Below are 25,622 nucleotides of genomic sequence, written 5' to 3' on the forward strand. Positions count from 1 at the left end.
TTAGCTAGCGGGGCGACGGGCAGAGCGACGGGAACCCGGAGAGCCAGGGCGAGATCGACGGCGGCTGGGATCGGTGCTGTCTGTGTTGCTACTGGGTTTAGGGCGATCGCCCCGTCCCGATGAACCAGCCTTGGCAGCAGCACGACCCGGCGCTCTGTCAGAATGCGAACGGGCTTGCCCGCCGCCTGAGCCACCTCCTAACCCGCCGCCCGATCGCCCGCGCCCGCCCGACTGACGGTTGCGCCCGTTAGGGATGGGTTCTGGCTTGGCGTTCAGGTCGGGTTCAAAGCCAGGGACGATTTCCTGAGGGAGCGATCGCCGGATCAGTTTTTCGATATCTGCCAGCAGCTTTAGCTCGTCTACGCAGACTAGCGAGGCCGCCTCGCCCTCGGTGCCGGCCCGCCCTGTGCGTCCAATCCGATGCACATAGTCCTCTGGCACATGCGGCAACTCGAAGTTAATCACATGGGGCAGTTCGCTAATGTCGATGCCGCGAGAAGCAATGTCCGTTGCCACCAGCACTTGCAGGCTGCCGTCTTTGAACTGAGCCAAGGCGCGGGTGCGGGCGGCCTGACTTTTGTTGCCATGAATTGCCATCGCAGGAATCTGATGATTGCCCAGATGCTTTACCAGATGGTCTGCGCCGTGCTTGGTACGGGTAAACACCAGAACTTGAAACCAGTTGTTCTGCTGAATCAGGTGAGTCAGGAGCTGGCGCTTTTTGTGGCGATCGACGGGATACACCTTTTGCGCCACCAGGTCAGCCGTGGCGTTGGGCGGCGCAACTTCAATCGTGACAGGATTATGAAGCAGCCCGCTGGCCAGCTTCTTGATTTCGTCGGAGAATGTGGCGGAAAACAGTAAATTCTGTCTCTGCTTGGGTAGTTGCGCCAGGATACGGCGAATATCGGGCAAAAAGCCCATATCCAACATGCGATCGGCTTCGTCCAATACCAAAATTTCCACCCGCGACAGATCTACCGTGCCCTGCTGCACATGATCCAGCAGTCGCCCTGGCGTGGCCACTAGGATATCAACGCGGCCGCGCAGCCGCTGCACCTGGGGTTGCATTCCCACACCGCCGTAGACCACGGTGGAGCGCAGCGGCAAAAACTGGCCGTACTCTCGAATGCTTTCTTCGACCTGGGCGGCTAGTTCGCGGGTGGGCGTGAGGACGAGCGATCGCACGGGAACGCGCGGCATGGGCTTGCCAGGAGAAGCACCACGCCCCGATGCCGCTAGCAGGTGCAGAATTGGCAGCGTGAATCCAGCGGTTTTCCCTGTGCCCGTTTGGGCGCTGGCCAGCAGGTCGTGCCCAGCTAATATGGCGGGAATGGCTTGTGCTTGAATCGGAGTCGGCTGAGTATAGCCGCGTGCAGTCACCGCACGGACGATTTCATCGGTCAGACCGAGATCGGAAAAGGACATTAAAACTCCAAAATAGATTCGATCTGCGCCGTTTGAAACGCCAGCCTGCCGCAAATCGAGAAAAGGGGTATTTCAGGACAGATTCTTGGCGCACTGTATTGAAACCCGTCGGTTAAAACCAGTTGCTCTGAAACTAAAGGATCTGAGAAATGCTCTTAGAATTGCCCAATGCGGCCTCAGACTGGAATCGCGTGCCGCGAACCTGCATCTTAACAGATCTACAACAGAATCTATGTTTGGGCGTTTGCGTGCAGGGTAGAAATCTGTAAACTGGTTGAACTTTCTGAGGCTGATAGCTCCAGCGCCTGCCCCAAATAAGTCCCTCTATCGCCGCAAGCCAGCATTTTGGCATCCGGTATCTGTCCGACAACTCTTAGAATGGAAAGACTTGAGTCTGGCACTGATGTCGTGCTGTTTACTAGGAGCCTCAAGTTTCACAACGACTCCTAAATTTCAGAAATTTCAGAATGGCTGAAGCGATCGCCCTCACTCCTGCCCAAACCATTGCCGGATTTCACGCCCTATCGGAACCGCTGCGCCTGCAAATCATCGACGCGCTGCGGACTCAGGAACTATGCGTGTGCGATCTGTGCGACGTGTTAGACGTGTCGCAATCCAAGCTGTCGTTTCACCTCAAGGCGCTGCGCGAAGCAGAGCTGGTCATCGCTCGTCAAGAGGGCCGCTGGATATATTACAGCCTCAATCTGTCGCAATTTGCATTATTGGAGCAGTTTTTGGCAGATTTTTGTCGCTGTGCCCAGGCGCGGCCGGGTCGTCCCTGTGCCTAGCGGCGAGGGTTGCTGACGGAGGGATAGGGGTCGTCTGGAGCGGTTTTTGGCTCAGGCGCGTGATTTAACAAATCGTTGAAAGTTTCTGTGTTGCAGGCCACATTGAGGCTTGACTCATCGACTTTATTTGATGTATCAATATTTCTTAGTTTGTCTAGGTTTATTTCACAGGCTAGGTTTATTTCACAGAATTGACTTAGGCTGCTGATTTGGCAGGCTGAGGCCGATGGGCTGAACTGGTTGAAGGTTTTAGCTCTGGCTGATTCTCAAGTCAAGTTTTAGGTGGGCTGCTAACCCAGCCAATTGAGGTTTGAGACAAGTTTTTTGCAATTTTTTGCGATCGCCATAAACAAAACTTAAAGCATCTGTGTTCCTGCCGACAAAGGTTTCCTGGCTACGCGATTGGACAATCGTGTTCACTAGCAGGCCAACGTTGGTCTAGACCTGGATGCAACTCAGGAGTAAGGCTATCCATGAAAACAGTTATCAAAGCGCTCACCAATCTTTCTAAGATTCAAAATTCTCTGGTTCAAAATTCTCTGGTTCGATATTCAGTGATGGCGATCGCCACCAGTATCACCATCACGGCGTGCAGCGTACCCACACCACCCGTTATTACGGAGTCACCAGGGGTACCCGCCGCGACTGACACCACTGGAAAGCCCGTCGCCCCGGCCGAGACAACCATCACCATCGACGGCTCTAGCACGGTCTATCCCATCACCGATGAAGTTGTCAAAGAATACGCCTTCGAGCGCAAAGATCATCCAGAAGTCAAAGTCGAGTTTTCGGGCACCTCAGCAGGCTTCCGCCGGTTCTGCGCTGGCGAAACCGATATCAGCAACGCCTCTCGCCCCATCAACCGGCGCGAAATGGACGCTTGCAAAGCTGCGGGCGTTCGCTACTACGAGCTACCCGTCGCCTACGACGCGCTAACCCTGGCCGTTCATCGAGACAACAACTGGGTCGATTCGTTAACCGTCGCAGAATTGAAAAAGATTTGGGAACCCAGCGCCGAAGGCCGGATCACGCGCTGGAACCAAGTGCGTTCCACCTTCCCCGATCGCCCGTTGGAACTCTACGGCCCAGGCAGCGATTCAGGCACCTTCGACTATTTCACCGAGGCAATCGTAGGTGAAACCGGAGCCAGCCGCAAAGACTACACTGCCAGCGAAGATGACTACGATCTGGTGCGCGGCGTTCGCAACAACCCCAATGCGCTGGGCTATTTTGGTCTTGCCTACTTTGAAGAAAGTCGCACCCTGCTGCGAGCCGTGCCAATCGACAATGGCGCGGGCCCAGTCGAACCCTCCGCAGAGGCGGTTCGAGAAGGAATTTATCAACCCCTGGCACGCCCGCTCTTTATCTACGTCAACGCTGATTCTGCTGAGAAGAATCCCAAGCTCAAAGAGTTTGTGGAGTACTACCTCAACAACGGCCGATTTTTGGCAAGGGTTGTCGGTTATATCCCCCTGCCCGACGAGGTCTACAACATTGCCCTGACCCACTTCCAAACGGGCAAGGTGGGAACCGTATTTGCTGGATCAGCCCCCACCAACCTGAAACTGGAAGACCTGCTGCAAAAAGAAGCCGCCTTCTAAGCAGCACTCGACAAAACGCGGGCACGGTTTAGTCTCATGGCTAAGCTGTGCCCGCTTGATTTCAAGCCTTCCTCTGCAATCTCCCAACCCCTGACCCCGCATGACTGTTACACACGCTTCCCCCATCAAAGTTGGGATCAACGGCTTTGGCCGAATTGGACGACTGGCGCTGCGAGCGGCGTGGGGTTGGCCCGAACTGGAGTTTGTCCACATCAATGAGGTCAAAGGCGGAGCCGAATGCGCGGCACACTTGCTAAAGTTTGACTCGGTGCATGGGCGCTGGGGACATGACGTGGCGGCGGAAGGGAATGACCGAATTTGCATTGACGACCAATCTCTCAGCTTTAGCGAATACAGCAGCCCTGGCGAGGTGCCCTGGGAAGAGTATGGCGTAGATCTGGTGCTAGAAGCGTCGGGCAAGTTTCGCACAGTGGAAACGCTGGAGCCATATTTCAAACGTGGTGTGCAGAAGGTGATTGTGGCGGCTCCGGTGAAAACGGGGGCACTGAATGTGGTGATGGGTGTGAATGACCACCGCTACAATCCGGCTGAGCATCACCTGCTAACGGCGGCTTCTTGCACCACGAACTGCCTGGCTCCCGTAGTCAAGGTGATTCACGAAGGCATTGGGATCAAGCACGGCGTGATTACCACGGTTCACGACCACACCAACACGCAGACGATCGTAGACGCGCCCCACAAAGACCTGCGCCGCGCCCGCGCTACGGGGATGTCGCTGATTCCCACGACGACGGGTTCTGCAACGGCGATCGCCCTCATCTATCCCGAACTGAAAGACAAGCTCAACGGCCTCGCTGTCCGCGTCCCCCTGCTCAATGCCTCCCTCACCGACTGCGTATTTGAAGTCGCTCGCCCTACGACCGTTGAAGAGGTGAACCAGCTTCTCAAAACTGCTGCCGAAACCACCCCACTAAAAGGCATCCTCGGCTACGAAGAGCGCCCCCTCGTCTCTATCGACTACAAAGACGATCCCCGCTCCAGCATCATCGACGCGCTCTCCACAATGGTCATCGACGACACGCAGGTCAAAATTCTGGCGTGGTATGACAACGAGTGGGGGTATGCGAACCGGATGGCGGAACTGGCAAGGAAGGTAGCGGTTCTGCGGACATGATCGAGCGTCCCAAACCCATCGTCAGCTTCACTCCCCACACCCCGTCACCCCAACTCTCTATGACTGTCACCCAAGCTGCCAACGTCAAAAACTACGCCCTCGTCACCCTGGCCTATTGGGGCTTTACACTGACAGACGGGGCGCTGCGGATGCTGGTGCTGCTATATTTCAATGAGATTGGCTATACGCCGCTGGAAATTGCGTTTCTGTTCCTGTTTTACGAGATCTTTGGCATTGTCACCAATTTTTTGGGCGGGTGGATCGGGTCGCAACTGGGTCTAAAGGTGACGCTGTATGCGGGTATTGCGCTTCAGGTGGTGGCGCTGCTGATGCTGTCGTGGCTGAATCGCGACTGGGCGCAGTGGTTTGCGGTGCTGTATGTGATGGTGTCGCAGGCGCTATCGGGCATTGCCAAAGACCTGACCAAGATGAGTTCCAAGAGCGCGATTCGGCTAGTCGTTCCGCAGGAGGCGCAGTCGTCGCTGTTCAAATGGGTGGCAGTGCTAACGGGTTCCAAAAACGCGCTGAAGGGTGTGGGCTTTTTCCTGGGGGCGGCGCTGCTGGCGCTGTTTGGGTTTGAGCGATCGCTCTGGATCATGGCGGCGGGTCTGGCGCTGATTTTGCTAACGGGCTTTTTCCTGCCCAGCGGCATGGGCAAGATCAAGTCCAAGGTCAAATTTACGCAGCTTTTTTCCAAGAGCCGCGAGATCAATATTCTGTCGCTGGCGCGGTTTTTCCTGTTCGGTTCGCGTGATGTATGGTTTGTCGTGGGGCTTCCGGTTTTCCTGCGGAGTGTGTTGGGCTGGTCGTTCTTTCAGGCGGGCGGCTTCTTGGCCTGCTGGGTGATTGGCTATGGGATCATTCAGTTCCTCGCGCCGACTCTGTTGCGTCGCTTTAATGGCGGACAGCCGCCCCGCGCTGCGACGATTCAGTTTTGGACGCTGATTCTGACAGCCGTTCCAGCGGCGATCGCCCTCGGTCTCACCACTGATCTTCCCCCAGATATAGTCATTGTGGTGGGACTAATGCTCTTTGGCATCATCTTTGCGTTCAATTCAGCCGTTCATTCCTATCTCGTGTTGGCGTTCACCGATGATGACAAAGTAGCGCTGAATGTCGGGTTTTACTACATGGCCAACTCGGCGGGGCGACTGGCGGGAACAGTCCTGTCAGGATTAATTTACCAGCTTTTCGGATTGGTGGGCTGCCTCTGGGTGTCTAGCTTGTTTGTGCTACTGGCATGGCTGATCGAGATAAAGCTGCCCGATCCTAAGCCGATGCCGGCCGTCGTCTGGAAAGCGGACGGGGAATAAGCGCAAATCGGGGCGATCGCCCTCTTGCCCACCCGCCTACTTAGACACACACTGTACTCAATCCTCTGCTCAACGGGGTGTCCCACGGACGACTCCAAATCTCCGCATGGTCCAACCCTCCGGGCAAGCTGCATTTCGGCCTAAAATGGAGAATACTTTCCGTTCCCCATCCCTGCAAACCAAGACACACAAGGAGTTGCGTTCGTGGAGTCCCGATACAACCCCGCCGAGATTGAGGAAAAATGGCAAGCTGCCTGGGACGCGCAAGGGCTAGACCAGACGCTGGAAGACCCCAGCAAGCCCAAGTTTTACGCGCTGTCCATGTTTCCCTATCCGTCGGGCAACCTGCACATGGGCCACGTCCGCAACTACACCATTACCGACGTGATCGCCCGCGTGCAGCGGATGCGCGGCTATCGCGTGCTGCACCCGATGGGCTGGGATGCCTTTGGGCTGCCTGCGGAAAATGCAGCGATCGATCGCGGCGTTGCACCCGCCAAGTGGACCTATCAGAACGTCGCCCAGATGCGGGCCCAGCTCAAGCGGTTGGGGCTGTCCTACGACTGGAATCGCGAAGTCACCACCTGCTCGCCCGACTATTACAAATGGACGCAGTGGATTTTTCTGCAATTTTTCCAGGCGGGGCTGGCCTACCAAAAAGAAGCAGCGGTGAACTGGGACCCCATCGACCAGACCGTGCTGGCCAACGAGCAGGTCGATAGTGAGGGCAAATCGTGGCGATCGGGCGCAAAGGTGGAGCGGCGCTTGCTAAAACAGTGGTTTTTGAAAATCACCGACTACGCCGAGCAGTTGCTGCAAGACCTGAACCAGCTCGACGGCTGGCCCGAGCGCGTCCGCCTCATGCAGGAAAACTGGATCGGCAAGTCCACGGGCGCAGAGGTCGTGTTCAAGACCGAAACGGGCGACGACCTGACGGTTTACACCACGCGCCCCGATACGTTGTGGGGGGCGACCTTTATGGTGCTGTCGCCAGAGCATCCCTTGGTGGACACGCTGACGACGGCTGACCAATCCGCCGCCGTAGCAGAATACAAAATCGCTGCCGCGGGCAAGAGCGAGATCGATCGCACGGCGGAAGATCGCGAAAAAACAGGAGTGTGGACGGGCAGCTACGCCATTAATCCGGTCAATGACGAAAAAATTCCCGTCTGGATTGCCGACTATGTGCTGATGGGCTACGGCACAGGCGCGATTATGGCCGTTCCGGCCCACGACCAGCGCGACTTTGAGTTTGCCCGCAAGTTTGGGCTAAAGGTGAAGGTCGTGGTGCAGCCGGAGGGCGAGACGCTGGACGGCGACACGATGACTGTCGCCCATGCGGGCGAGGGCGTGATGGTTCACTCTGGGCCGTTGGACGGCATCCCCGCAGGCAAGGGCGCGGGGCAGAGCGTGGAAGCCGCTGTGAAATGGCTGGAAGCCAACGGCAAAGGCAAGGGCACGGCCAACTATCGCCTGCGCGACTGGCTGATTTCGCGGCAGCGCTATTGGGGCTGCCCGATTCCGGTGGTGCATTGCCCAAGTTGCGGCACGGTGCCCGTTCCCGATGACCAGCTTCCGGTGACGCTGCCGGAGCAGGTGGAGTTTTCGGGACGCGGGCCGTCGCCCTTGGCGAAGCTAGAGGACTGGGTGAATGTGCCCTGCCCGACTTGCGGCACGCCTGCCAAGCGCGAAACCGACACCATGGACACGTTTATCTGTTCGTCGTGGTATTTCCTGCGCTATCCTGATGCGCGAAATGAGAATGCCGCCTTTGACCCGGCCAAGACGAACGACTGGATGCCGGTGGATCAATATGTCGGCGGCATTGAACACGCGATTTTGCACCTGCTGTATTCGCGGTTCTTTACCAAAGTGCTGCGCGATCGCTATTTGCTCAACTTCGACGAACCCTTCAAGCGCCTGCTGACGCAGGGCATGGTGCAGGCGGCCGCCTACAAGAACCCAATCACGGGCAAATACATCGCTCCAGCAGATATTGCCGACCTGTCTGATCCCCGCGATCCTGCCACGGGCGATCAGCTAGAGGTTGTCTTCGAGAAAATGTCGAAGTCGAAATACAACGGCATCGACCCGAAGGACGTGCTGGAAAAATACGGCGCAGACACCGCCCGCATGTTCATTCTGTTCAAAGCGCCGCCAGAGAAGGATCTGGAATGGGACGATGCCGATGTGGAAGGGCAGTTCCGCTTTTTGAATCGCGTCTGGCGCTTGGTTGCGGAATTCCAGGCATCGGGGGCAAAGCCGCAAGGTTCTGGGGAACTGACCAAGCCCGAAAAAGACCTGCGGCGGGCGATTCATACAGCAATTCAGGAAATCACTGAAGATTTGGAGGGCGACTATCAGTTTAATACGGCAGTGTCGGAGCTAATGAAGCTGAGCAATGCGCTGAATGATGCTCCCTGCAAGGAGTCTCCGGTTTATGCGGAGGGCATCGAAACGCTGCTGGCGCTTCTGGCTCCCTTCGCGCCACACATTGCTGAGGAACTGTGGCATCTGCTGGGACATGCCGACTCGGTGCATCATCACGCCTGGCCGGTGGCCGATCCAGAGGCGCTGGTGGTGGACGAAATTCCGCTGGTAATTCAGATTATGGGCAAGACGCGGGGCACGATTCAGGTGCCTGCGGGAGCCGATGCCCAAACGCTGGAGAAACTGGCGACGGAATCAGAACTGGCGCAGCGCTATATCGAGGGCAAGACGATCAAGAAGGTAATTGTGGTGCCGGGTAAGCTGGTCAACTTCGTTGTGCAATAACCCAAAAAAATCCCCCCTAAAAGGGGGATTCAGGACTGAAACACGGGCGACCCATCTAGCCGCCGTTTGTGCGGGCGAGGACGCGCTCTGCGACTTTATCGGGCACTTCTTGCAGGTGGTCGAACTGCCAGCGGAAGAAGCCGACCCCCATCGTGAGCGATCGCAATTCCACAATCAGGTCATGCATTTCTGCCTGGGGCAGGTAAGCCGATACCTCATCCCAGCCGCGCCAGTTTTCCTTCGCGTCGTAGCCGAGTACCTGACCGCGCCGCCCGCTCACCAGCCGCAGCACCTTCGAGGTGAACTCAGCAGGAATCGAGATGGCGATCGCCAAAATGGGTTCCAGCAACTGCGGTTCGCATTTGGGCAGTCCCTCCTGCATCGCCAGCCGCGCTGCCTGCTTAAACGCTTGCTCCGAGCTATCGACGCTGTGGTAGGAGCCGTTCGTTAGCGTGACGGCCACATCTACCACCGGAAAGCCCAGCGGCCCGTGAGCCAGGTATTCCCGCACGCCAATTTCCACGCCGGGAATGTATTGTCGGGGCACCACGCCGCCCACAATCTTCTCGCTGAACTGGAAGCCCTCGCCACGGGGCAGCGGCTTGATGTCGATATACACGTCGCCAAACTGGCCGTGTCCGCCCGTCTGGTGCTTGTAGCGGCCGTGGACGTTCTTGCCAGGACGGCGAATCGTTTCTTTGTAGGGAATTTGCGGCAGGTGCGTACTCATGGGCAGGCCGTACTTGCGGCGCAGGCGATCGAGGGCCACCTTCAGGTGAATGTCGCCCTGGCCCCAGAGGATGACTTCCCGCGTGTCGCCATGCTGCTCCCAATAGAGCGACGGGTCTTCTTCCAGCAGTTTCGTCAGGGCACTGCTCAGCTTCACTTCGTCGTTGCGGTTTTCGGCGGTGAGGGCGAGGGCATAAACGGGGGCGATCGCCCCTGCTTTGGGCAGCGCATCAACGGCAACCCCGCCGGTGCTGAGGGTGTCGCCCGTTTTCACGCCTTCCATCCGCGCCAGCGCCACCACGCAGCCCGCATAGGCCCGCTGCACGCTTTGCTGCTGCTGCCCCATCAGGCGATACATGCCGCCCATCCGCACCCCGTTTAGCGTCATGCCGTCCGTCAGCATTCCGCGCCAGACGCGCACCAGCGATAGCTTGCCACCCTGGGGCGTATAGTAGGTCTTTAGCACTTGGGCCAGCGGCTCGTCGCCTGCGGGGATGCCGCGATGTTCTGCCATGACGCTGGGTTCGGGACACTCCCGCAGCAGCGCCGCCAGCAGCGGCCGCACGCCAAAATCTTTCTCGGCCACGCCGATGAACACGGGCACAATCAGGTCTGCGCCCAGTTCCATTTTCAAATCAGTGATGATTTCCTCTTCTGGCGGCTCAATTTCTTCCAGCAGTTCCTCCAGCAGGTGATCGTCAAAATCTGCCAGCGTTTCCAGCATTTCGACACGGGCGGCGTGTTCAGCCTCGCGCAGTTCCTCCGGCAGCGGCACGGGGTCTGCGGGCGCACCGGGATGATAGTGATACGCCTGCTCCGTCACCAAGTCGATAAAACCCTGCAAATGTTCGCCCTGACCGATGGGATACTGATGCAGCACCAAGGGACGACTCGACACTTGCTTTAGCGCGTTCAGGATGTCGGCAAAGCTGTCGTTGGCTCGATCCATCTTGTTGATAAAAACCAGGTGGGGAATTTCCCAGTCGTCGAGGAATTGAAACAGCGGAGCCAGCGTCAGCACTCGCGCCTGGTCGGGTTCGCAGACGACGATTGCCGCATCAACACCAATCAGGGCGTTGCAGGTTTCCTGGGCGAATTCGACCGAGCCGGGGCTGTCGAGAAAGGTAAATAAAATGCCGCCATGCTGAGTGCTGGCGGCATTGATTTCAACGGTCATCTGGCGATCGCGGGCTTCGGGTGACGCATCCCCGACCGTGTTTTTGTCATTCACGCTGCCCTTGCGGGAAACGGCTCCAGTGACAAAGAGTAAACTTTCGAGAAGCGTCGTTTTGCCGCTGAGATAGGGCCCCACGATCGCCACGGTTCTAGTACGGCTTTCCGCATTTTTGCCAACAGTTTCAGACATAAAATATTCCTCCTGATGTTTCAGCTTGATGACTCACCCTGATAGGGTTCAAGCAGTTGAAAACAGAGGATTTCTGCCGATGTGGTTGAGAAGTTTTGAGACGAAAGACCGGGCGTTTTATTAAAAACTGAAGTGCTTTAGTCTTGATTAATCTCTCGATTAACTCTTGACGAGTTGAATCAGAGAGGGTCAAGAATTAACCGTTCCCACAGGTTTTTCAAACGGCACTTCGGGTATCAAGAAGCGGTATAAAACGACTCGTGCTTGTGTAGAGAAGCGCGAGGGCGATCGCCCCATTCCAACTTAATCAATCTCAAAGAATTCGCTGGTATTTCGCATTGGCACTTTGCAGATATGTTCAGGCAGGAATCCTTGATCAATGAAGATCAATGAGTGATCCCAACTGCATAGCTTCAGATTAACCTGGCCATAATCTGGCGATGATCCCCAGTTAAAAAAATTTACCGATGGTAACAGTTTGCATTAGCTTTGTCTGAGCCAACAGTTCTGGGAAAAGATTGTCTCGTCCGATCCGACAGCCTTGGGGGAAGCTTTCCCCCAAACCCCCGCTTGGGGGACGAAGCGCGTCCCCCAAACCCCCTCCGACCTCGTTTCTCAGTGGGTGTTTAAGGTTCTCGCTGTGCTGGGTGCGACGGGTGGTACGGATGTATGTGACAGGGAGCAAGGTGGCGGGACGCTTGAGGGGCTTTGGGTGATGCCCCCGTCACTCCTGCAATGCGAAGCGACCTCTGACACTCACCGACACGCCCTTAGGAGGGGGTGTGGGGGACGCTTCGTCCCCTGCAAAAGGGGGTTTGGGGGATATCCCCCAAGGCTGTTGGCTCGGATATAGAGCAGGGGTTAAGGGGGGCAGGAGTTAAGGATGCAGGGATGAGGGGGCAAGGGTCGTGCCCTTACTCAATTCCCTCATTCACCGGGAAGCGATCGATCAGCGCGATCGCCCGTCGGGCATTGTCCCGCAGGCTAGACGGCAGGTACGGCACATGGGGAAGCTGCGACATAAAATCCAGCGTTCGCCGCAGCACGCGGACGATATCGCCCTCATCCAGGCTGGTATTGACGCACAGTTCCGGCCATTCCACCCCCAGCGCCCACTGCTCTACCAGCGGAATAAAGTCATACTCCATCCACACGGGCAGCGCCACCTGATACTGATGCTGAAGCTTGATCAGCTGGCGGCGCGTGCTGCGGAGTCCTTCCAGCGCCGACTCTACTCCGGCAGAGACTTGGTAGCTCGTCCATACGTCAGGACGCGACACCTCCGTCGTCAGCGCCGCGCAGACCGTCACCAGTTCATGAGGATCGAGATCGTCTAGCTCGCCCGATGCCATCGCCAGCCCCAGCCAGAGTTCATTGTCGCCCCGGATGGCGGCGGCGATCTGTCCCAATTCCGTCGGCACTACGCCATCCAGACAGCCAAACCGCCGCAAGATTTCCATCAGGTTTACAAATTCTTGCCAGTAGCGATGGGTGTGGCGCTCTAGCTTGGCGCGGCGATCGCCCAATTCCTCCAACAGCCGCTCGACCTGTTTGCGCCGCTTCAAAATTTGTCCCGGATTGCCAAACTGACGCGCCGGGTGTCGCTGTAGCTCTAGGTCTAGCTCCCGCACCTTTGCCTGCTGTTCTATAACTTCGGGAGCCTGCTCGGTCGGGGCGGGGATGGGCGGAATCTGCTGGGCGATCGCCGCCGATTCTTCTGAGCCAGAGCGGACTTGCCCCGGTTTTGGCGGCAGTTCTGGCGGCACGGTTAAATGATCCACCTGCGCTATGCGGGGCAGCTCGGCATGAAGGCCCACCACGTCGTTTGCCGTCACCACGCGCCAGCGGTTGTCTTGCCCCAGGCAAACAAAATAGGGCAACTGCCCGCCGCCCTGCGTCTTTGCCACCAGTACCGCAGGCAAGGGCTTGGCAACGGGTACATATTTCCCTTTGAGCGAGAGAATACTTCCGGCGATCGCAAACGGCAGCGCCGCGTGCATGTCCTTCACTTGCAACTCTTGCGCCTGCTGCTGGAGATATTTCAAAATGCGGCGCTCTTCTTTGATCCGGTCGTGCAGCTTTTCGTAGCTGTTGAGAATTTCGGCATCGACATGGGCGATTTGCGCCTGTTGCTGCTCGACTTCGTCCTCCAGATCGGCGATCGCCAATTGCTGCGGCCGCAGATACAGCGTAGAGAGATACTGCCCAAAGCTGCGCTCGATCAGATCCCGCGCCTCCTCCTCCGAGTGCGTTTGCAGCAGATTCAGCACCATGCCGTAGCTGGGGGTAAACTGGCTCACCAGCGGATCTGCGCCCTGCGTCGCTAGGTACGCCGCCTCCGTTGCCCCTTCAAACGGCGTTTGCACCGTCACCACATAGCCCCGGTCGTCCATGCCGCGCCGCCCGGCCCGCCCCGCCATCTGCAAAAATTCTGAGGCCATCAGCAGGCGATGCCCCCGATCCGTCCGCTTCGACAGGCTGGAAATAACCGTGGTGCGAGCGGGCATGTTGATTCCAGCAGCTAGCGTTTCAGTGGCAAACACGACCTTGATCAGCCCCCGCTGAAACAGTTCTTCCACCAGCACCTTCCAGGCTGGGAGAATGCCCGCGTGGTGCGCCGCGATGCCTCGATACAGTGGTTCAATCTGGCTGGCGCGGACGGCATCTGGGTTGCGCTCCAGAAACAGGTCAATGAAGGTTTTTAGCTGAGCTTTTTCGGCTTCATTCACCAGGGATAAATTTTCGATTTCCTGCACTGCCTGGTCGCAGCCCCGGCGGCTAAAGATGAAATAGATGGCAGGCAGCATGTCGCGCTGCTGAAGCTGGCTGACTAGAAAGGAAATTTTCGTTGGCTCTTGCCGACCCCTGGGCTGTTTGCCACGCTTTTTCTTGAAGCGGGGGTTGACGGCGGTTTTTTCGTCATTGAGCAGGGGAAACAGACCCTTGGGCGACCCAAAGTAAAACTCCAGCGGCACGGGGCGAAAGTCGGAATAGATCAGCGCGGTGGGGCCGTGAACTCGGTCGATCCAGTCGGTGAGTTGGTCGCTGTTGGCGACGGTGGCCGAGAGCGCCACGAGCTGCACTTCTTTGGGGCAATAGATGATGGATTCTTCCCAGACCGTGCCCCGCTGGCGATCGTTCATGTAGTGGCACTCGTCCAGCACGACCGCATCTACCCCCTCAAGCGACGTGCCCACTTCGCCGATGGGCGTGCCGTAGAGCATGTTGCGAAAGATTTCGGTCGTCATCACCAGAATCGGCGCGTCGCGGTTGATCGACACATCGCCCGTGAGCAAGCCAATATTTTGCTCCCCAAAGCGATCGCGGAAATCGCGCAATTTCTGGTTTGACAGGGCTTTGAGCGGGGTGGTGTAGAACACGCGACGGGGGCATGGTCTGCCGCCTTGAGCCGCTAGTTCTTCGTTCTGCTTCAGCGCTCGAATAATGGCGTATTCCCCGATCAGCGTTTTGCCCGAACCCGTCGGCGCACAGACCACCACAGATTTTCCGGCATCTAGGGCGGCGATCGCCTCCCGTTGAAAGGCATCCAGCTCAAATGGGAACACTTGATTTAAATCGAGCTGAAATGGGGCAGAAGAAACATCCACGGGTTTTGCCTGGGAACTTAGGGTGAGTCTAGGATGGGAAACAATTGTATCGGCTATTTCATCGAACGGTTCCGGTATCTTGAGGAAATTGTGGATTTGCCTGCGGCTAGCCGGATCGGGATGGTTTGTTTGGGCGATTCAGGAAACAGGGATCACTACCGCAGGACAAGCGTTGTTCGGGGCATTGCTGCTGCCTTGTCGGAGGGTGGCCTACTCAAAGATCAGATAACCAATCAGACGCCTATCCATCCAGCATTGCTCCCTCAGGGTTTGTGGATCTGGGGCGGACTCTGCCATCCGCGCGATCGCCCCTGCCAACGCAATATCTCTCCCGTAAATGTTGCTGAAATTGTTCAGCTTAATTGCTCATAAGTTGCTCATAATCGCTCAATTTGCAGTGCTGCTCAATTTCTCCATTCGAGCGTTCCACTCAATCTATTTCCCAATTCTGCCATTCCCAACAAGATACCGTGTCGTGTGCAAACTTCAGAACTCTGCCAGCTTGCATCAGAAGAACCACAACAGGGTGAAAGCCTTCAGGGAAAGTTCACGACTATGCAGTATGATGACCCACTTAGGTAAAGGCACAGGGGTTGCTGGCGCGTGTCTAGCGTTAAAACAACTGGATAGGCAAGTTCTGACCATCTTTCTGACCATCTTAGGAACAAGTCTAAAACCAGCGGGTGATTGGAGCCTGGGCAGAGTGCGGCGAAGGGTGCAGCGAAGGGCGATCGCCCAAAGTGTCACTGCCAGAGATGTCATTCCCCCTTTTGCGGTTGATGCTATGGTTATCACGGGGATTGCCCTGTAATTCTGACGACATCTTCAGTCCAGCACGATCTGCCGGATCACTGAAGCTGGGTTCGGTTTGTGAAACAATGTCTCAAAGAAACGATGCCTCACGGTCTTTGCAGCGCCCCACCCTGCCGCCCCATGAGGACATCTCGCCAGATAGCTCTGCCGTCTACCTGCATCACCCATTCCAACCACTTTTCTTCCCCTCCAATCCTGCTGACTCAACTGGCTATTTTGCCCAATTCAGTGCTAGACAGGTGCCACCCAGCGCAATGCACTGCGCCGTTTCACCCGTTTCACAATGTCAGCAGCCTACCCCTTTCGAGTCGTGCTGGAACACGCTCGGCCCAGGCGAACGACTCTCCAGAGGCGAGGCAGTTTGCGCCAGGGCAACTCGCCTCAGCCGTCGGGCGGTAAAGCGTTAAAGTTGGCGTAACATTCTCTTGGCAACGTCCCGAACTCGGAACTCAAACGTTCACCAAAGGAAAAGCTGCCTGAAACAACCTCCAAAAGCCGCCAGAACGACCGCCTCAAAATGCTGCCACGAAACTTCCAAGAATGCCTATAGTCGCTGGATACACGCCCCTATCATGCTCCATTGGTTAAAACCGCCCGCTAAGCTGCCGTTTGCGATTCAGCGCTTGCCGCTGGTGAAGACGGTTTGGGATCGGATTTTGCCGGGGGTGTTGGCGGGGTTGCTGGTGCTGGGACTGATTCATCTGGGTCTGGTGCAGTCTTTGGAACACCTGGGGTATAACGCTCTGTTCTCACTGCGCGGGCCGATTCCCTGGAGCAAAGATATCGTCGTGGTCGAAATTGACGAAGAGAGCCAGCGGAGCGCTGGGCAAACCGTTTGGACGCGCGATCGCTACGCAGACCTAATCAACCAGCTCAGCCCCGCCCAGCCCAGCGTCATCGTCCTCAACCCGCTCTTGCCGGAAAATGACCCCCAGGACATGGCTCTGGTCGCGGCGATGGGAGAGTCTGGAAAAGTTGTGTTGGGTCAGTCTTGGACTGATACTGACTCGGCGATCGTGCCTGCTTTGCCCCTACGAGCCGTTGCAGTTGATATCGGACACGTCTTTTCGCGAGAAGACCTGGATGGATTGGTGCGCCAGATTCGTCTGCGCCGCTATGGGGTGCCAGCGCTATCGCTCGTGGCGGCCAATCTCCACCTGCGTCCGCTGGGAGAGCGAATTGTCGTGGAGAATCCCAACCAGGAACTCTGGATCAACTGGCCCGCTGCTGCCCGCGAATTGACTCACTACTCCTACGCAGATGTAGTGCGGGGGCAAGTGCCGCTCCAGTTTTTCCGAGACAAGATTGTGCTGGTGGGCATTACCACCTCCCCGATGAACTCGCTACAAACGCCGTTTGACCGGGCTGTTCCGGTCAGCGATATGTACCTGCAAGCGGCTGCGATTAGCAACCTGCTTCAGCAGAATGACCTGCGGCGGCTGGGCAACGGCTGGCAAGGATTGCTGCTACTGTTGGGCGGGCCAGTGCTGAGCTTTGGGCTGATGGGGTGGTCGTTTGAGCGGCGACTGATGGCGTGGCTAGGGCTGTGTTTGGGTTGGCTGGGGCTGTCGGTGCTGTTGTTTCATTACCAGTATTGGATTCCGGTGGCGATGCCCGTGCTGCTGGTGACGCTGACGGGTGCGGCGGTGGCGCTGCGGGAACAGTCGCGAACCAACCTGCTGCTGCGTCAGAGTGAAGAACGCTATGCCCTGGCGGTGCAAGGGTCGAATGAGGGACTGTGGGACTGGAACCTGATGACGAATCAGGTCTACTATTCCCCTCGCTGGAAGGAAATGCTGGGCTGGGAGGAGTCGGAGGTGGGCGATCGCCTTGAGGAATGGTACGAGCGGGTGCATCCCGATGACCTAGATTCGCTCAAGGCCGCCCTCCAAGAGCATCTCGACGGGCACACGGCCCATTTCGAGCATGAGCATCGCATGATTCATCGTGAAGGCAGCTATCGCTGGATGCTGACACGGGGCGTGGCTATCAAGCATCGCGACGGCACGGCCTATCGTATGGCGGGTTCCCAAAGCGACATCACCCAGCGCAAAGAGGCCGAAGACCAGCTTTGGCACAACGCCTACTACGACGATCTAACTGGGCTGCCCAACCGGGCCTTTTTCTTGGATCGACTGCGGCAGGCGATCGCCTTTTCCCAGGAATACCCGCTCTGTTTTCATGCTGTCCTGCTGATTGACCTGGATCGGTTTCAGGTCGTCAACAACAGCCTGGGGAACAGCGTTGGCGACCAGCTTTTGATTGCCACGGCGCATCGCCTGAAGGGGTTTTTGCCCAGCGAAGCCGTGGTGTCTCGGCTGCCGGGGGATGAGTTTGCTATCCTGCTGCCCAACATTGAAGACGAGCGCGAAGCTACGCGCACAGCCGAACAGCTTCAGCAAATCTTGGCCCGGCCATTCAACGTTGGTGATCAAGAGGTTTATATCACCATCAGTATTGGAATTGCCATTAGCTCTGCCCGCTATACCCAGGCGGAGCATATGCTGCAAGATGCCGACACAGCGCTGCACCGCGCCAAGGCCAGCGGCAAGGCTCGCCACCAAGTGTTTGACCCGGCCATGCACAACCGCATGTTGGCCCGGCTGAAGCTGGAAAATGACCTGCGGCGGGCGATCGCCCAAGAAGAGCGCTACGCCATGATTGGCGCAGATAATCCAGAACCAGAGCTATTTTTGCACTATCAGCCGCTGGTGCAACTCGACACCCGCCGCATTGTGGGCTTTGAGGCGCTAATTCGCTGGTATCACCCCAGTACGGGCTTTTTGTCGCCGGGAAAATTTATCCCAATGGCAGAGGAAACCGGGCAGATTATCCCCCTCGGCTGGTGGATTTTGCGCCAGGCCTGCCGCCAGATGAACCGCTGGCAGATGCAGTTTCCCGACTTGCCGCCGCTGACGATCAATGTCAACCTCTCCAGCCGCCAGTTTTCCCTGCCCGACCTGACCCAGCAAATCCAGGGCATCCTCTACGAAACGGGTCTAGATGCCTCCAGCCTGAAGCTGGAAATTACGGAAGGCACGATTATGGAAAACGGTCGAGCCGTCATCGACATGCTCTATCAACTGCGATCGCTCGGCATCCAGCTTGCTATCGACGACTTTGGCACGGGCTATTCCTCCCTCAGCTACCTCTATCGTTTTCCCATCAACACGCTGAAAATCGACCGCTCCTTTATCACCAAGATGCATACCGATAAGGACAGCGCCGCCATCGTCCGCACGATTATCAACCTGGCCCATAGCCTGGGGCTGGATGTCACCGCTGAGGGGGTGGAAGATCCCGAACAGGTGACCCGCCTGAAAGAGATGAACTGCGAATGCGGTCAAGGATTTTTGTTTAGCAAGGCGATCGACGCGGAAGCAGCGGAGGCATTGCTCAGCCAGACGGAGCTAATTCAGGACTTTACGTAATCTTGACCTGGAAACCCGTAAAATTCCGGTCAACCCTCACCGAAACTTTACTGAATGGTCTAGCCAGCATAAGGGCGCGATCGCAATACTAGAGATACCACTGAAAGCCTTACTGGATTGCCGAACGGGATCTCCTGCACCCTGGCGGGCTGGGGGCGATCGCCAGCTTTTCCGTCCTTTTTATTCTCTATCAACCCATGCTGACCTGGAAAATTGTCAAGCGCATCGGCTACTCGGCTGTCACCTCGGCAGCGATCCTGATCGCCTCGCCCAGCCTTACGCCCGCCCAAACGGTGACCGGGCAGAATGTGTCAAATGTAACCGCCGTCAGCGCTGCCTCTCCGCTCCTGCAACCTGCCTACATTCTCGGCACGGGCGACGAACTGAGCATTGCCGTCTATGGGTACGACGAATACACTCTGACTACTTCGATCCTGCCAGACGGCACCATCACCCTGCCGCTGATTGGGCCAATTCAGGCAGCGGGTAAGACTACCGAGCAATTCAAGCAAGACCTGACCGAGCGGCTGCGGGCAATCTTGGTCAATCCAGCAGCCACAGTGACCGTGCTAACTCCGCGCCCAATCGTGGTCAACGTCGCTGGCGAAGTGATGCGACCTGGCCCTGTGCGAGGAACAGACCTGCAAGGCACGCCCACGCTCAGCGCCGCGCTGATCTCGGCGGGTGGCGTTACGCGAAATGCAGATATCCGCCAAGTCTATCTGCGTCGCGTTGGCCCCAATGGCGGCAACCAGTCTTACACAATCAATCTGTGGGAAGCCATCAGCAGTGACAGTACTGCGGCTGACCCGTTGATTCAAGATGGCGATAGCATCTACATTCCTCCACTCGGCCAGGGCGAAGTTTTGGATCGCCAACTGCTAGCCCGCTCTAGTTTCTCGCCTGCGACGGTGCGCGTGCGCGTGGTGGGCGAAGTAACCAAGCCCGGTGAAGTGCAGGTGCCGCCCGGTAGCTCGGTGTCTAGCGCAGTGGCGATCGCCGGAGGCCCGACGGAAGATGCCCGTCTCAGCCGCGTTGCCTTTATTCGCATGAACGAGCAGGGGGTTGTCGAGCGACGTATGCTCGACCTGCGGAACCTCAGTGATGCCAACGAAATTCAGGATGGCGATGTGGTTATTGTGCCCAGGCGGCGAGACACCAGCTTCTTGCAAATGGTGACTCGTGTCCTCAATCCGCTGGGTTCGCTCATCGGGATTCTGGATGGCGTGGACGGGTTGCTCACGGGCAATGACTAACAGACCTGCAATCTGATCCCGCCCATTCTGGGCTAACCAAATCGGGAAGTTCCGCAGCGACTGACTCTGCATAGCTCACTAGAAGATGAATCACTGGGAGGATACAGCTTCCCAGTGATTTATGTTTTGGGACAGGCAAGTATAGTAGAAAAGCTGCGGTTTGAAACTGGGATGAGCCACTTGCGAGATGACGTGCCAGCAGAAGATGATGCCCAGGGGTGGCAGGGGACAGGGCGATCGCCCTCCCGTTCACCCTCCGATTGCCCCTCTTCGTCCAGCGATGCCGAATGGGACGCAGCACTGCGGGCAATGGGTGAAGAACCCGAACTGGCGATCGCCGACGCTTCTGATCCCTCGCCCGTGCAGGTGAATGTAGCTCCGGCTCCGCTCAAGCTGGTGGAAACGGCATTTTTGTCTAGCACGGCGGGGCTGCTGTGGCTGGTGAGCTACTATCTCAGCCTAGTGCCCTGGATGCGGATCGTGTTTCCGCTGCCGATCGCCCTGGTGTATTTGCGCTGGGGAGCGCGGGCCGCCTGGATGTCGCTGCTGGTGACGGGGCTATTGCTGTCGGTGCTGATGGGCCCGTTTCTCAGCATTTTGTTCATCATTCCCTACGGCCTGCTAGGCGTGCAGCTTGGCTTTTTGTGGCGGCGGGGCGCGGGCTGGCCGATCTCAATTAGCATTGGTGCAGTGCTGGCGACGCTGGGCCTGTTTGCGCGAGTCGCGCTAACGTCTGCCTTTGTGGGCGAAGACCTGTGGGTTTATTTGACGCGGCGCATCGCCGATTTGCTGGAGTGGCTGGTGACGCGGCTCGTGGATTGGGGGCTGCTGGGCGTGGGCGCACTGGGACAGATCAATCTGCCCGCGGTGCAAGCGCTGACGATCGGCGCGTTTTTGCTGAGCGATCTGGTGTATGTGTTCACAATTCATCTGGCGGGATGGCTCTTGCTGGGGCGACTGGGAAATGCCATTCCTGAACCGCCACGCTGGGTGCGGATTTTGCTAGAAGAAGAATAGCTGGAGCGCGCCCATTGCAGCGGCATTGCACCAGCCTGATACTAAGAATTGATATTGACAGAGTATCCGGAATAGCCTATCGTGAGAGTGTAATACCCTGTAGTACGATGCCGACTCTGTTTCACCTGGGCGATCGCCCGGATGACTTTGCGCCAACTGGGTCAGCAGGTTGTAGAGCCTATAGAACGCGTATCGAGTAGCGCGTAGAGTGCAATTTGACGACCTGCGATGCGATCGCCTCTAGCCCCTGAATTCGTCGTTTTCGTTCAATTCGAGTCTCATCTGTTAGCAGTTGAGATCCATCCATTCAGCGCCACCTGTTAAACGCTACAGCACAGACAGTCGGTTCAAAATTGCTTGCAACATTTGCAATAAAGGACTTCCCAGAAAGTCGAGGTGTTGCGCTGTCTGGCGCTATTTCCAGCACCGTGATTTGAAAGTTTTCGGCAGATAGTCATAAATGATGCCCCCTAATATGACCCCCGATATGTTTCCTACTACGCCTCCCACTACGCCTCCCACCACGCCTCCCATTACGCCCCCGATTTCGCTTTTTGAGAGTTTGTCAGACGGTGTTCTCATTGCAACGGAAACCGAGCTGATTGTTGCAAACGATGCCGCCCGACAGATTTGTGCGGTGCTGTGGCATCGGGTTCAATCTGAGCGGCGATCGCCCCTCCAAGTGCCGAGTGATATCTGGCAGGTGTGCCAGTTGGCCACGACTGGCTACGTTGACAAACTCACGGTTCAAGATGGCGAATATTTCGTGGAACCGCGCCAGCAAATTCGGATGCGCTCGCACTGGATGACCCTGGCTGAGGGCGATCGCCCTTATCTGCTGGTGATTCTGGAAGACCAGGACAGCCTGCGCCGCCGAGCCGCCCGCGCCGAAGCCCGTCGCTTTCGCCTCACCCGACGCGAAACGGAAATTTGGGAACTGCACCGCGCTGGCCACAGCCGCCAGGAAATTGCCGACCTCTGCTACATCACGCTGGAAACCGTGAAAAAACACCTGAAAAGCGCCCGCGCCAAAATCGAACCTTGGGAAGCAGCAAGCTGATCTCGATTTTGGATTTTAGATTTTGGATTGCCAGTCGTGCATCTGCGAGGCTTCTGGCAATTTCTTTCGTAGGGTGTATTCCACTTTTGTAATCCTCACCCCAAATTCCTCTCCCAAAGCGGGAGATGGACTTCCAATTCGGCTCCCCTTCTCCCTTTTTGGGAGAAGGGGCTGGGGGATGAGGGCAAACTTTCAGAACTGGGATGCGCCCCTTTCGTAGGCCCTCAGAAACACTGATAGGAAAGAGTAAAAAGCCTCTGGCATATCTGGAGCTTTACGCCCTTTTGCAGACCAATCACCCACTGAAGCTAACCCCAGCTTAACCCCAAAATCCACTGCGTAAAACCTGGAAACAGAGCCGATAACTGCAATAGCACTACCCAATCAACTCGGCATTTGGAATGATTTCGCGTCCGGATCGCGTCCTGTTCACATCGTCTGCCTGGATGCCGCTGCAATCGCCCTCAGGATTCCTCCAGGGGGCGCAATGGCGCACCGCTGGGTGAGGTGTTTTCGGCGGCGTTTTTGCACCTGCACAATCCGCAGTGATTTGCCCCACACCGCCGAGTAGTTCCAGTTCATTCCAGCAACCAATCTCCCGTGTGGCAACTCAGTCAAACGCTCAATCCATGATTTTCTATCGTCTACACGCCCCATCCGGAACAGCAGTTTGCATAGTGGCACAGTGCCATTTCTGAACAGAAGATCGGTGGATTTCAATCGGGGTACAGCATTTTTGAAGCAGTGAGATACATCAATCGCACTCCGAAGCCCAAACGTAGGGCGATTTAGATATCCCTCACCCAGCGAGAAAATGCTGCGACCTCAACGAATGACTCTGACGTTTGTGCTTTGCCCCGAAGCTCCGCCAGAGCAATGAGCCAGAAACCTCTGAATCAGGGAAACTGACTTTTTCATTCGCCGAGGCAAATGCAGTGTATTTTGGAAAGCCCCCATGAACAGCAACTTTTTACTGCAAGCGATTTTCGAGAGCTTTATCGATGGTGTGCTGATTGTGAGCGATCGCGGCGAGGTCATCTACGCCAATCGCTCAGCCCATGAAATTTGCCGAATGTTATCGCCTGATGGGTTGAAAACTATGCGCTTGCCCAACCAGATCTGGCGCATTTGCCAAATGCTGGTGAATAACCGAGCGCTACACCAGGATACAACCGTGATTCTAGAAGACGAAATCCTCACCAGCAACAACAATCCTTTGCGAGTTCGGGTGGAGTGGATCTCGCTGGAATCAGTAGAGCGGCCGTGCCTGCGCGTGACGATCGAGGACCGGATGCAGTCTGCCCGCAAACGGGCGATCGCCGAACGAGAACGCTACGGACTGACGGAACGCGAGGCAGAGGTGTGGCTGTTGCGCCACCTCAACTGGACCTATAAGGCGATCGCCGCCAATCTGCACATCACCGTAGACACCGTGAAAAAGCATGTCCGCAATATCTACGCCAAGCGCGAAGCCTTCGAGTGGGCGCAAGAATAGCGGCGGGTTGAATCCACATTCGTAACTAAATCTTCCTGATGCGTCGGGTGCCCCTCAAAAGGCACCCTTTCTTAACATCTTTTCCGATAGAAAAAGATATGCATAAAAAGATGTGCATACTGAAACAATGCCAGGAGGCGGACTTGAACCGCCGACACGAGGATTTTCAGTCCTCTGCTCTACCAACTGAGCTATCCCGGCAGATGAAGCTCCCTAAAGCCTTGGAGAAGGCCAAGCACTTTTGGAAAACTTCAGCGCTTAATTAAGCTAACAGACTTTGAGAGATCTTGGCAACCCCTTTTGAAGGGCGATCGCCATTTTCTCTGGGATCAACACAGCTAGATGGGCCGTAGCCGAGTCACCTTGAGCGTGAACCGCCCGCTGCCCTGGCCGCCGTAAGGACGCACCCGCAGGATGTAATTGCCATCTTGATTAATCCGCATAAACAGCAGCGAATTTGTGGTTCCATCAGGGCCGTCATCATTTTCGCCAATGGTGGTGCCGTCAGGCGCAATCAGCGTAATGATGGTGTCGAACTCGTCGGAGAGCAGATCCATCACCACTTGGTCGCCCTTTTGAAAAGTTACGACGTAATCGCGGGCAAAGCCCCCAAATCCAGTCGGAATATCCTTGTCCGAGAGGGTATCCGTTACCTCATTGCTGGAAGGCAGAGGAATGGGGTTATACATCGTCCTGCCTTGTTGAGTGGCGCTCTGGGCGTAGGCTGGTGTCCCCAGCCCGATTAGGAGAGAAGCCACAGACAGGAGCAGGGAGGCATTGAGCGAGCGAAAGTGCGTCATGAGTAAGGTGAGTTGTTGAAAGAGGGGGACGGATGGCTAATGCAGGCCTGAGCAAAACTGAAGGCGAGTGAGATTTCGCCTTGGGAGAGTTTCGTTCATTATGCCCCAACTCTTTACGCAAAGCGTCAGGTTTAACAACCCTGCAACAGTCGTAAAAACTTGTGCTGAGAAGCTCAGACAGAAGCAAGACCCCTCGGGCGATCGCCCCATTAACCCCATAAATGCATCGTAAAACCGACGCTACTGTGCTTGAATCAAGTAGCCGCAGCGATGTTCTCCATTGGCTAACCAGTGCGTTCGCTGAACGCGACAGTCTCCCAGCGCCATCTCAAACATTTCTAGCTCATGACCACACACGCTGGGAAACGACTCAGCAATGTGCGAAATGGCACAGTTATATTCCGTAATAATGAACTGCGGCTCCGCCCCGTCTTCAGGTTCAACAAAATGCCACTCGGCCATGTAGCCTTCGGCTTTTCGCAGATCAACCAGCCGCATGACTCGCTCTTGCAGCGTGCCCGCACCGACCTGCTTGCGATATTCCAGCGCCTTCTGTTCCCACTGTTTGCGAAGAATGGACCCCATCTGATCAGGGCCGACGGTTTCCGCCAGAGTCGTCAGCAAAGATACAGCAAACTCGTCGTAGCGCTCAGGCAGGCGATCGCGCCCCTCTCGACTCAGCCTATACAGATAATTGGGGCGACCCATCCCTACCTGCATAGCCTCGTGTTCCACCAAACCCTCATCCGTCAGATCTTTTAGATGACGGCGTATCGCTTGGGGGCTAATTCCGAAATGCTCTGCCAAAGCCTGAGCGCTCACCTGCCCCTGCTTGGCGAGGTAGTGCAGAATGTCTTGCTTGGTGGACGGTTGCTGAGTTGCGGTCATCGTCCCTCAAAAGCGCCAAAACGCCTTACAATTAACTTTGACAACTGAAGTGTTGCTAAAGTACCTTTACAATAGAACTAAAGCAACCCTCAAGTTGTTTTAATTATAGGCATGAATTG

At 56.5% G+C, this 25,622-nt stretch carries 17 protein-coding genes and 1 tRNA gene; 11 read left to right on the top strand and 7 right to left on the bottom strand.

Features of this window, described 5'->3' with window-relative positions; translation table 11 throughout:
- Complete coding sequence (locus tag IGS16_RS18540) at positions 1-1,428, bottom strand: DEAD/DEAH box helicase (protein ID WP_297087982.1); 1,428 nt, start codon at positions 1,426-1,428, stop codon at positions 1-3.
- A gap of 467 nt (positions 1,429-1,895) precedes the next feature.
- Here IGS16_RS18540 and IGS16_RS18545 point away from each other — a divergent pair, with 467 nt between their 5' ends.
- The 5 genes from IGS16_RS18545 (at position 1,896) to leuS (ending at position 9,040) form a co-directional block, all read left to right on the top strand.
- On the top strand, positions 1,896-2,216 hold the full coding sequence (locus IGS16_RS18545) for a helix-turn-helix transcriptional regulator (RefSeq protein WP_297087984.1): 321 nt from the start codon (positions 1,896-1,898) through the stop codon (positions 2,214-2,216).
- A gap of 473 nt (positions 2,217-2,689) precedes the next feature.
- Positions 2,690-3,817, top strand: coding sequence for a PstS family phosphate ABC transporter substrate-binding protein (locus IGS16_RS18550; protein WP_297087986.1), 1,128 nt, complete (start codon positions 2,690-2,692; stop codon positions 3,815-3,817).
- Between the two features lie 100 nt (positions 3,818-3,917).
- Positions 3,918-4,952, top strand: a complete 1,035-nt coding sequence (locus IGS16_RS18555; protein WP_297087988.1) for an ArsJ-associated glyceraldehyde-3-phosphate dehydrogenase — start codon at positions 3,918-3,920, stop codon at positions 4,950-4,952.
- A 59-nt stretch (positions 4,953-5,011) separates the two neighbouring features.
- Positions 5,012-6,265, top strand: coding sequence for an organoarsenical effux MFS transporter ArsJ (gene arsJ / locus IGS16_RS18560; protein WP_297087990.1), 1,254 nt, complete (start codon positions 5,012-5,014; stop codon positions 6,263-6,265).
- Positions 6,266-6,469: 204 nt separating this feature from the next.
- A complete protein-coding gene (gene leuS, locus IGS16_RS18565) occupies positions 6,470-9,040 on the top strand; it encodes a leucine--tRNA ligase (protein WP_297087994.1) in 2,571 nt (856 codons plus the stop codon).
- Between the two features lie 55 nt (positions 9,041-9,095).
- Here the strand turns inward: leuS and IGS16_RS18570 are convergent, their stop codons facing one another.
- Positions 9,096-11,135 (bottom strand): elongation factor G, encoded by a 2,040-nt coding sequence (locus tag IGS16_RS18570; protein WP_297087997.1) that lies wholly within the window; start codon positions 11,133-11,135, stop codon positions 9,096-9,098.
- A 914-nt stretch (positions 11,136-12,049) separates the two neighbouring features.
- Positions 12,050-14,743: a DEAD/DEAH box helicase gene (locus IGS16_RS18575; RefSeq protein WP_297087998.1), complete on the bottom strand. Its 2,694-nt coding sequence runs from the start codon at positions 14,741-14,743 to the stop codon at positions 12,050-12,052.
- A gap of 933 nt (positions 14,744-15,676) precedes the next feature.
- On the opposite strand from IGS16_RS18575, the gene IGS16_RS18580 reads away from it, so the two are divergent.
- The 5 genes from IGS16_RS18580 (at position 15,677) to IGS16_RS18600 (ending at position 22,320) form a co-directional block, all read left to right on the top strand.
- A complete protein-coding gene (locus tag IGS16_RS18580) occupies positions 15,677-15,955 on the top strand; it encodes a hypothetical protein (RefSeq protein WP_297088000.1) in 279 nt (92 codons plus the stop codon).
- A gap of 173 nt (positions 15,956-16,128) precedes the next feature.
- A complete protein-coding gene (locus IGS16_RS18585) occupies positions 16,129-18,987 on the top strand; it encodes an EAL domain-containing protein (RefSeq protein ID WP_297088002.1) in 2,859 nt (952 codons plus the stop codon).
- Positions 18,988-19,184: 197 nt separating this feature from the next.
- A complete protein-coding gene (locus tag IGS16_RS18590) occupies positions 19,185-20,243 on the top strand; it encodes a polysaccharide biosynthesis/export family protein (protein WP_297088004.1) in 1,059 nt (352 codons plus the stop codon).
- A gap of 114 nt (positions 20,244-20,357) precedes the next feature.
- Positions 20,358-21,260 carry a DUF2232 domain-containing protein gene (locus IGS16_RS18595; RefSeq protein ID WP_297088006.1) on the top strand — a complete coding sequence of 301 codons (903 nt, stop codon included), beginning with the start codon at positions 20,358-20,360 and terminating at the stop codon, positions 21,258-21,260.
- Positions 21,261-21,747: 487 nt separating this feature from the next.
- Positions 21,748-22,320, top strand: coding sequence for a LuxR C-terminal-related transcriptional regulator (locus tag IGS16_RS18600; protein ID WP_297088008.1), 573 nt, complete (start codon positions 21,748-21,750; stop codon positions 22,318-22,320).
- A gap of 429 nt (positions 22,321-22,749) precedes the next feature.
- Here the strand turns inward: IGS16_RS18600 and IGS16_RS18605 are convergent, their stop codons facing one another.
- Positions 22,750-22,902, bottom strand: coding sequence for a hypothetical protein (locus IGS16_RS18605; RefSeq protein ID WP_297088010.1), 153 nt, complete (start codon positions 22,900-22,902; stop codon positions 22,750-22,752).
- Positions 22,903-23,275: 373 nt separating this feature from the next.
- Between IGS16_RS18605 and IGS16_RS18610 the strand changes: the two genes are divergently transcribed.
- Positions 23,276-23,815, top strand: coding sequence for a LuxR C-terminal-related transcriptional regulator (locus tag IGS16_RS18610; RefSeq protein ID WP_297080670.1), 540 nt, complete (start codon positions 23,276-23,278; stop codon positions 23,813-23,815).
- Positions 23,816-23,943: 128 nt separating this feature from the next.
- On the opposite strand, the gene IGS16_RS18615 is transcribed toward IGS16_RS18610, so the two are convergent.
- From IGS16_RS18615 to sufR, 3 genes are all read right to left on the bottom strand, one after another.
- A tRNA-Phe gene (locus IGS16_RS18615) sits at positions 23,944-24,016 on the bottom strand.
- A gap of 137 nt (positions 24,017-24,153) precedes the next feature.
- Complete coding sequence (locus tag IGS16_RS18620) at positions 24,154-24,615, bottom strand: PPC domain-containing protein (protein ID WP_068513685.1); 462 nt, start codon at positions 24,613-24,615, stop codon at positions 24,154-24,156.
- A gap of 240 nt (positions 24,616-24,855) precedes the next feature.
- Positions 24,856-25,503: an iron-sulfur cluster biosynthesis transcriptional regulator SufR gene (gene sufR / locus IGS16_RS18625; protein WP_172355613.1), complete on the bottom strand. Its 648-nt coding sequence runs from the start codon at positions 25,501-25,503 to the stop codon at positions 24,856-24,858.
- Positions 25,504-25,622 lie beyond the last annotated feature (119 nt).

Origin of the sequence: Thermoleptolyngbya sp. C42_A2020_037, assembly GCF_015272455.1 — a bacterium.
Taxonomy (GTDB): domain Bacteria; phylum Cyanobacteriota; class Cyanobacteriia; order Elainellales; family Elainellaceae; genus Thermoleptolyngbya.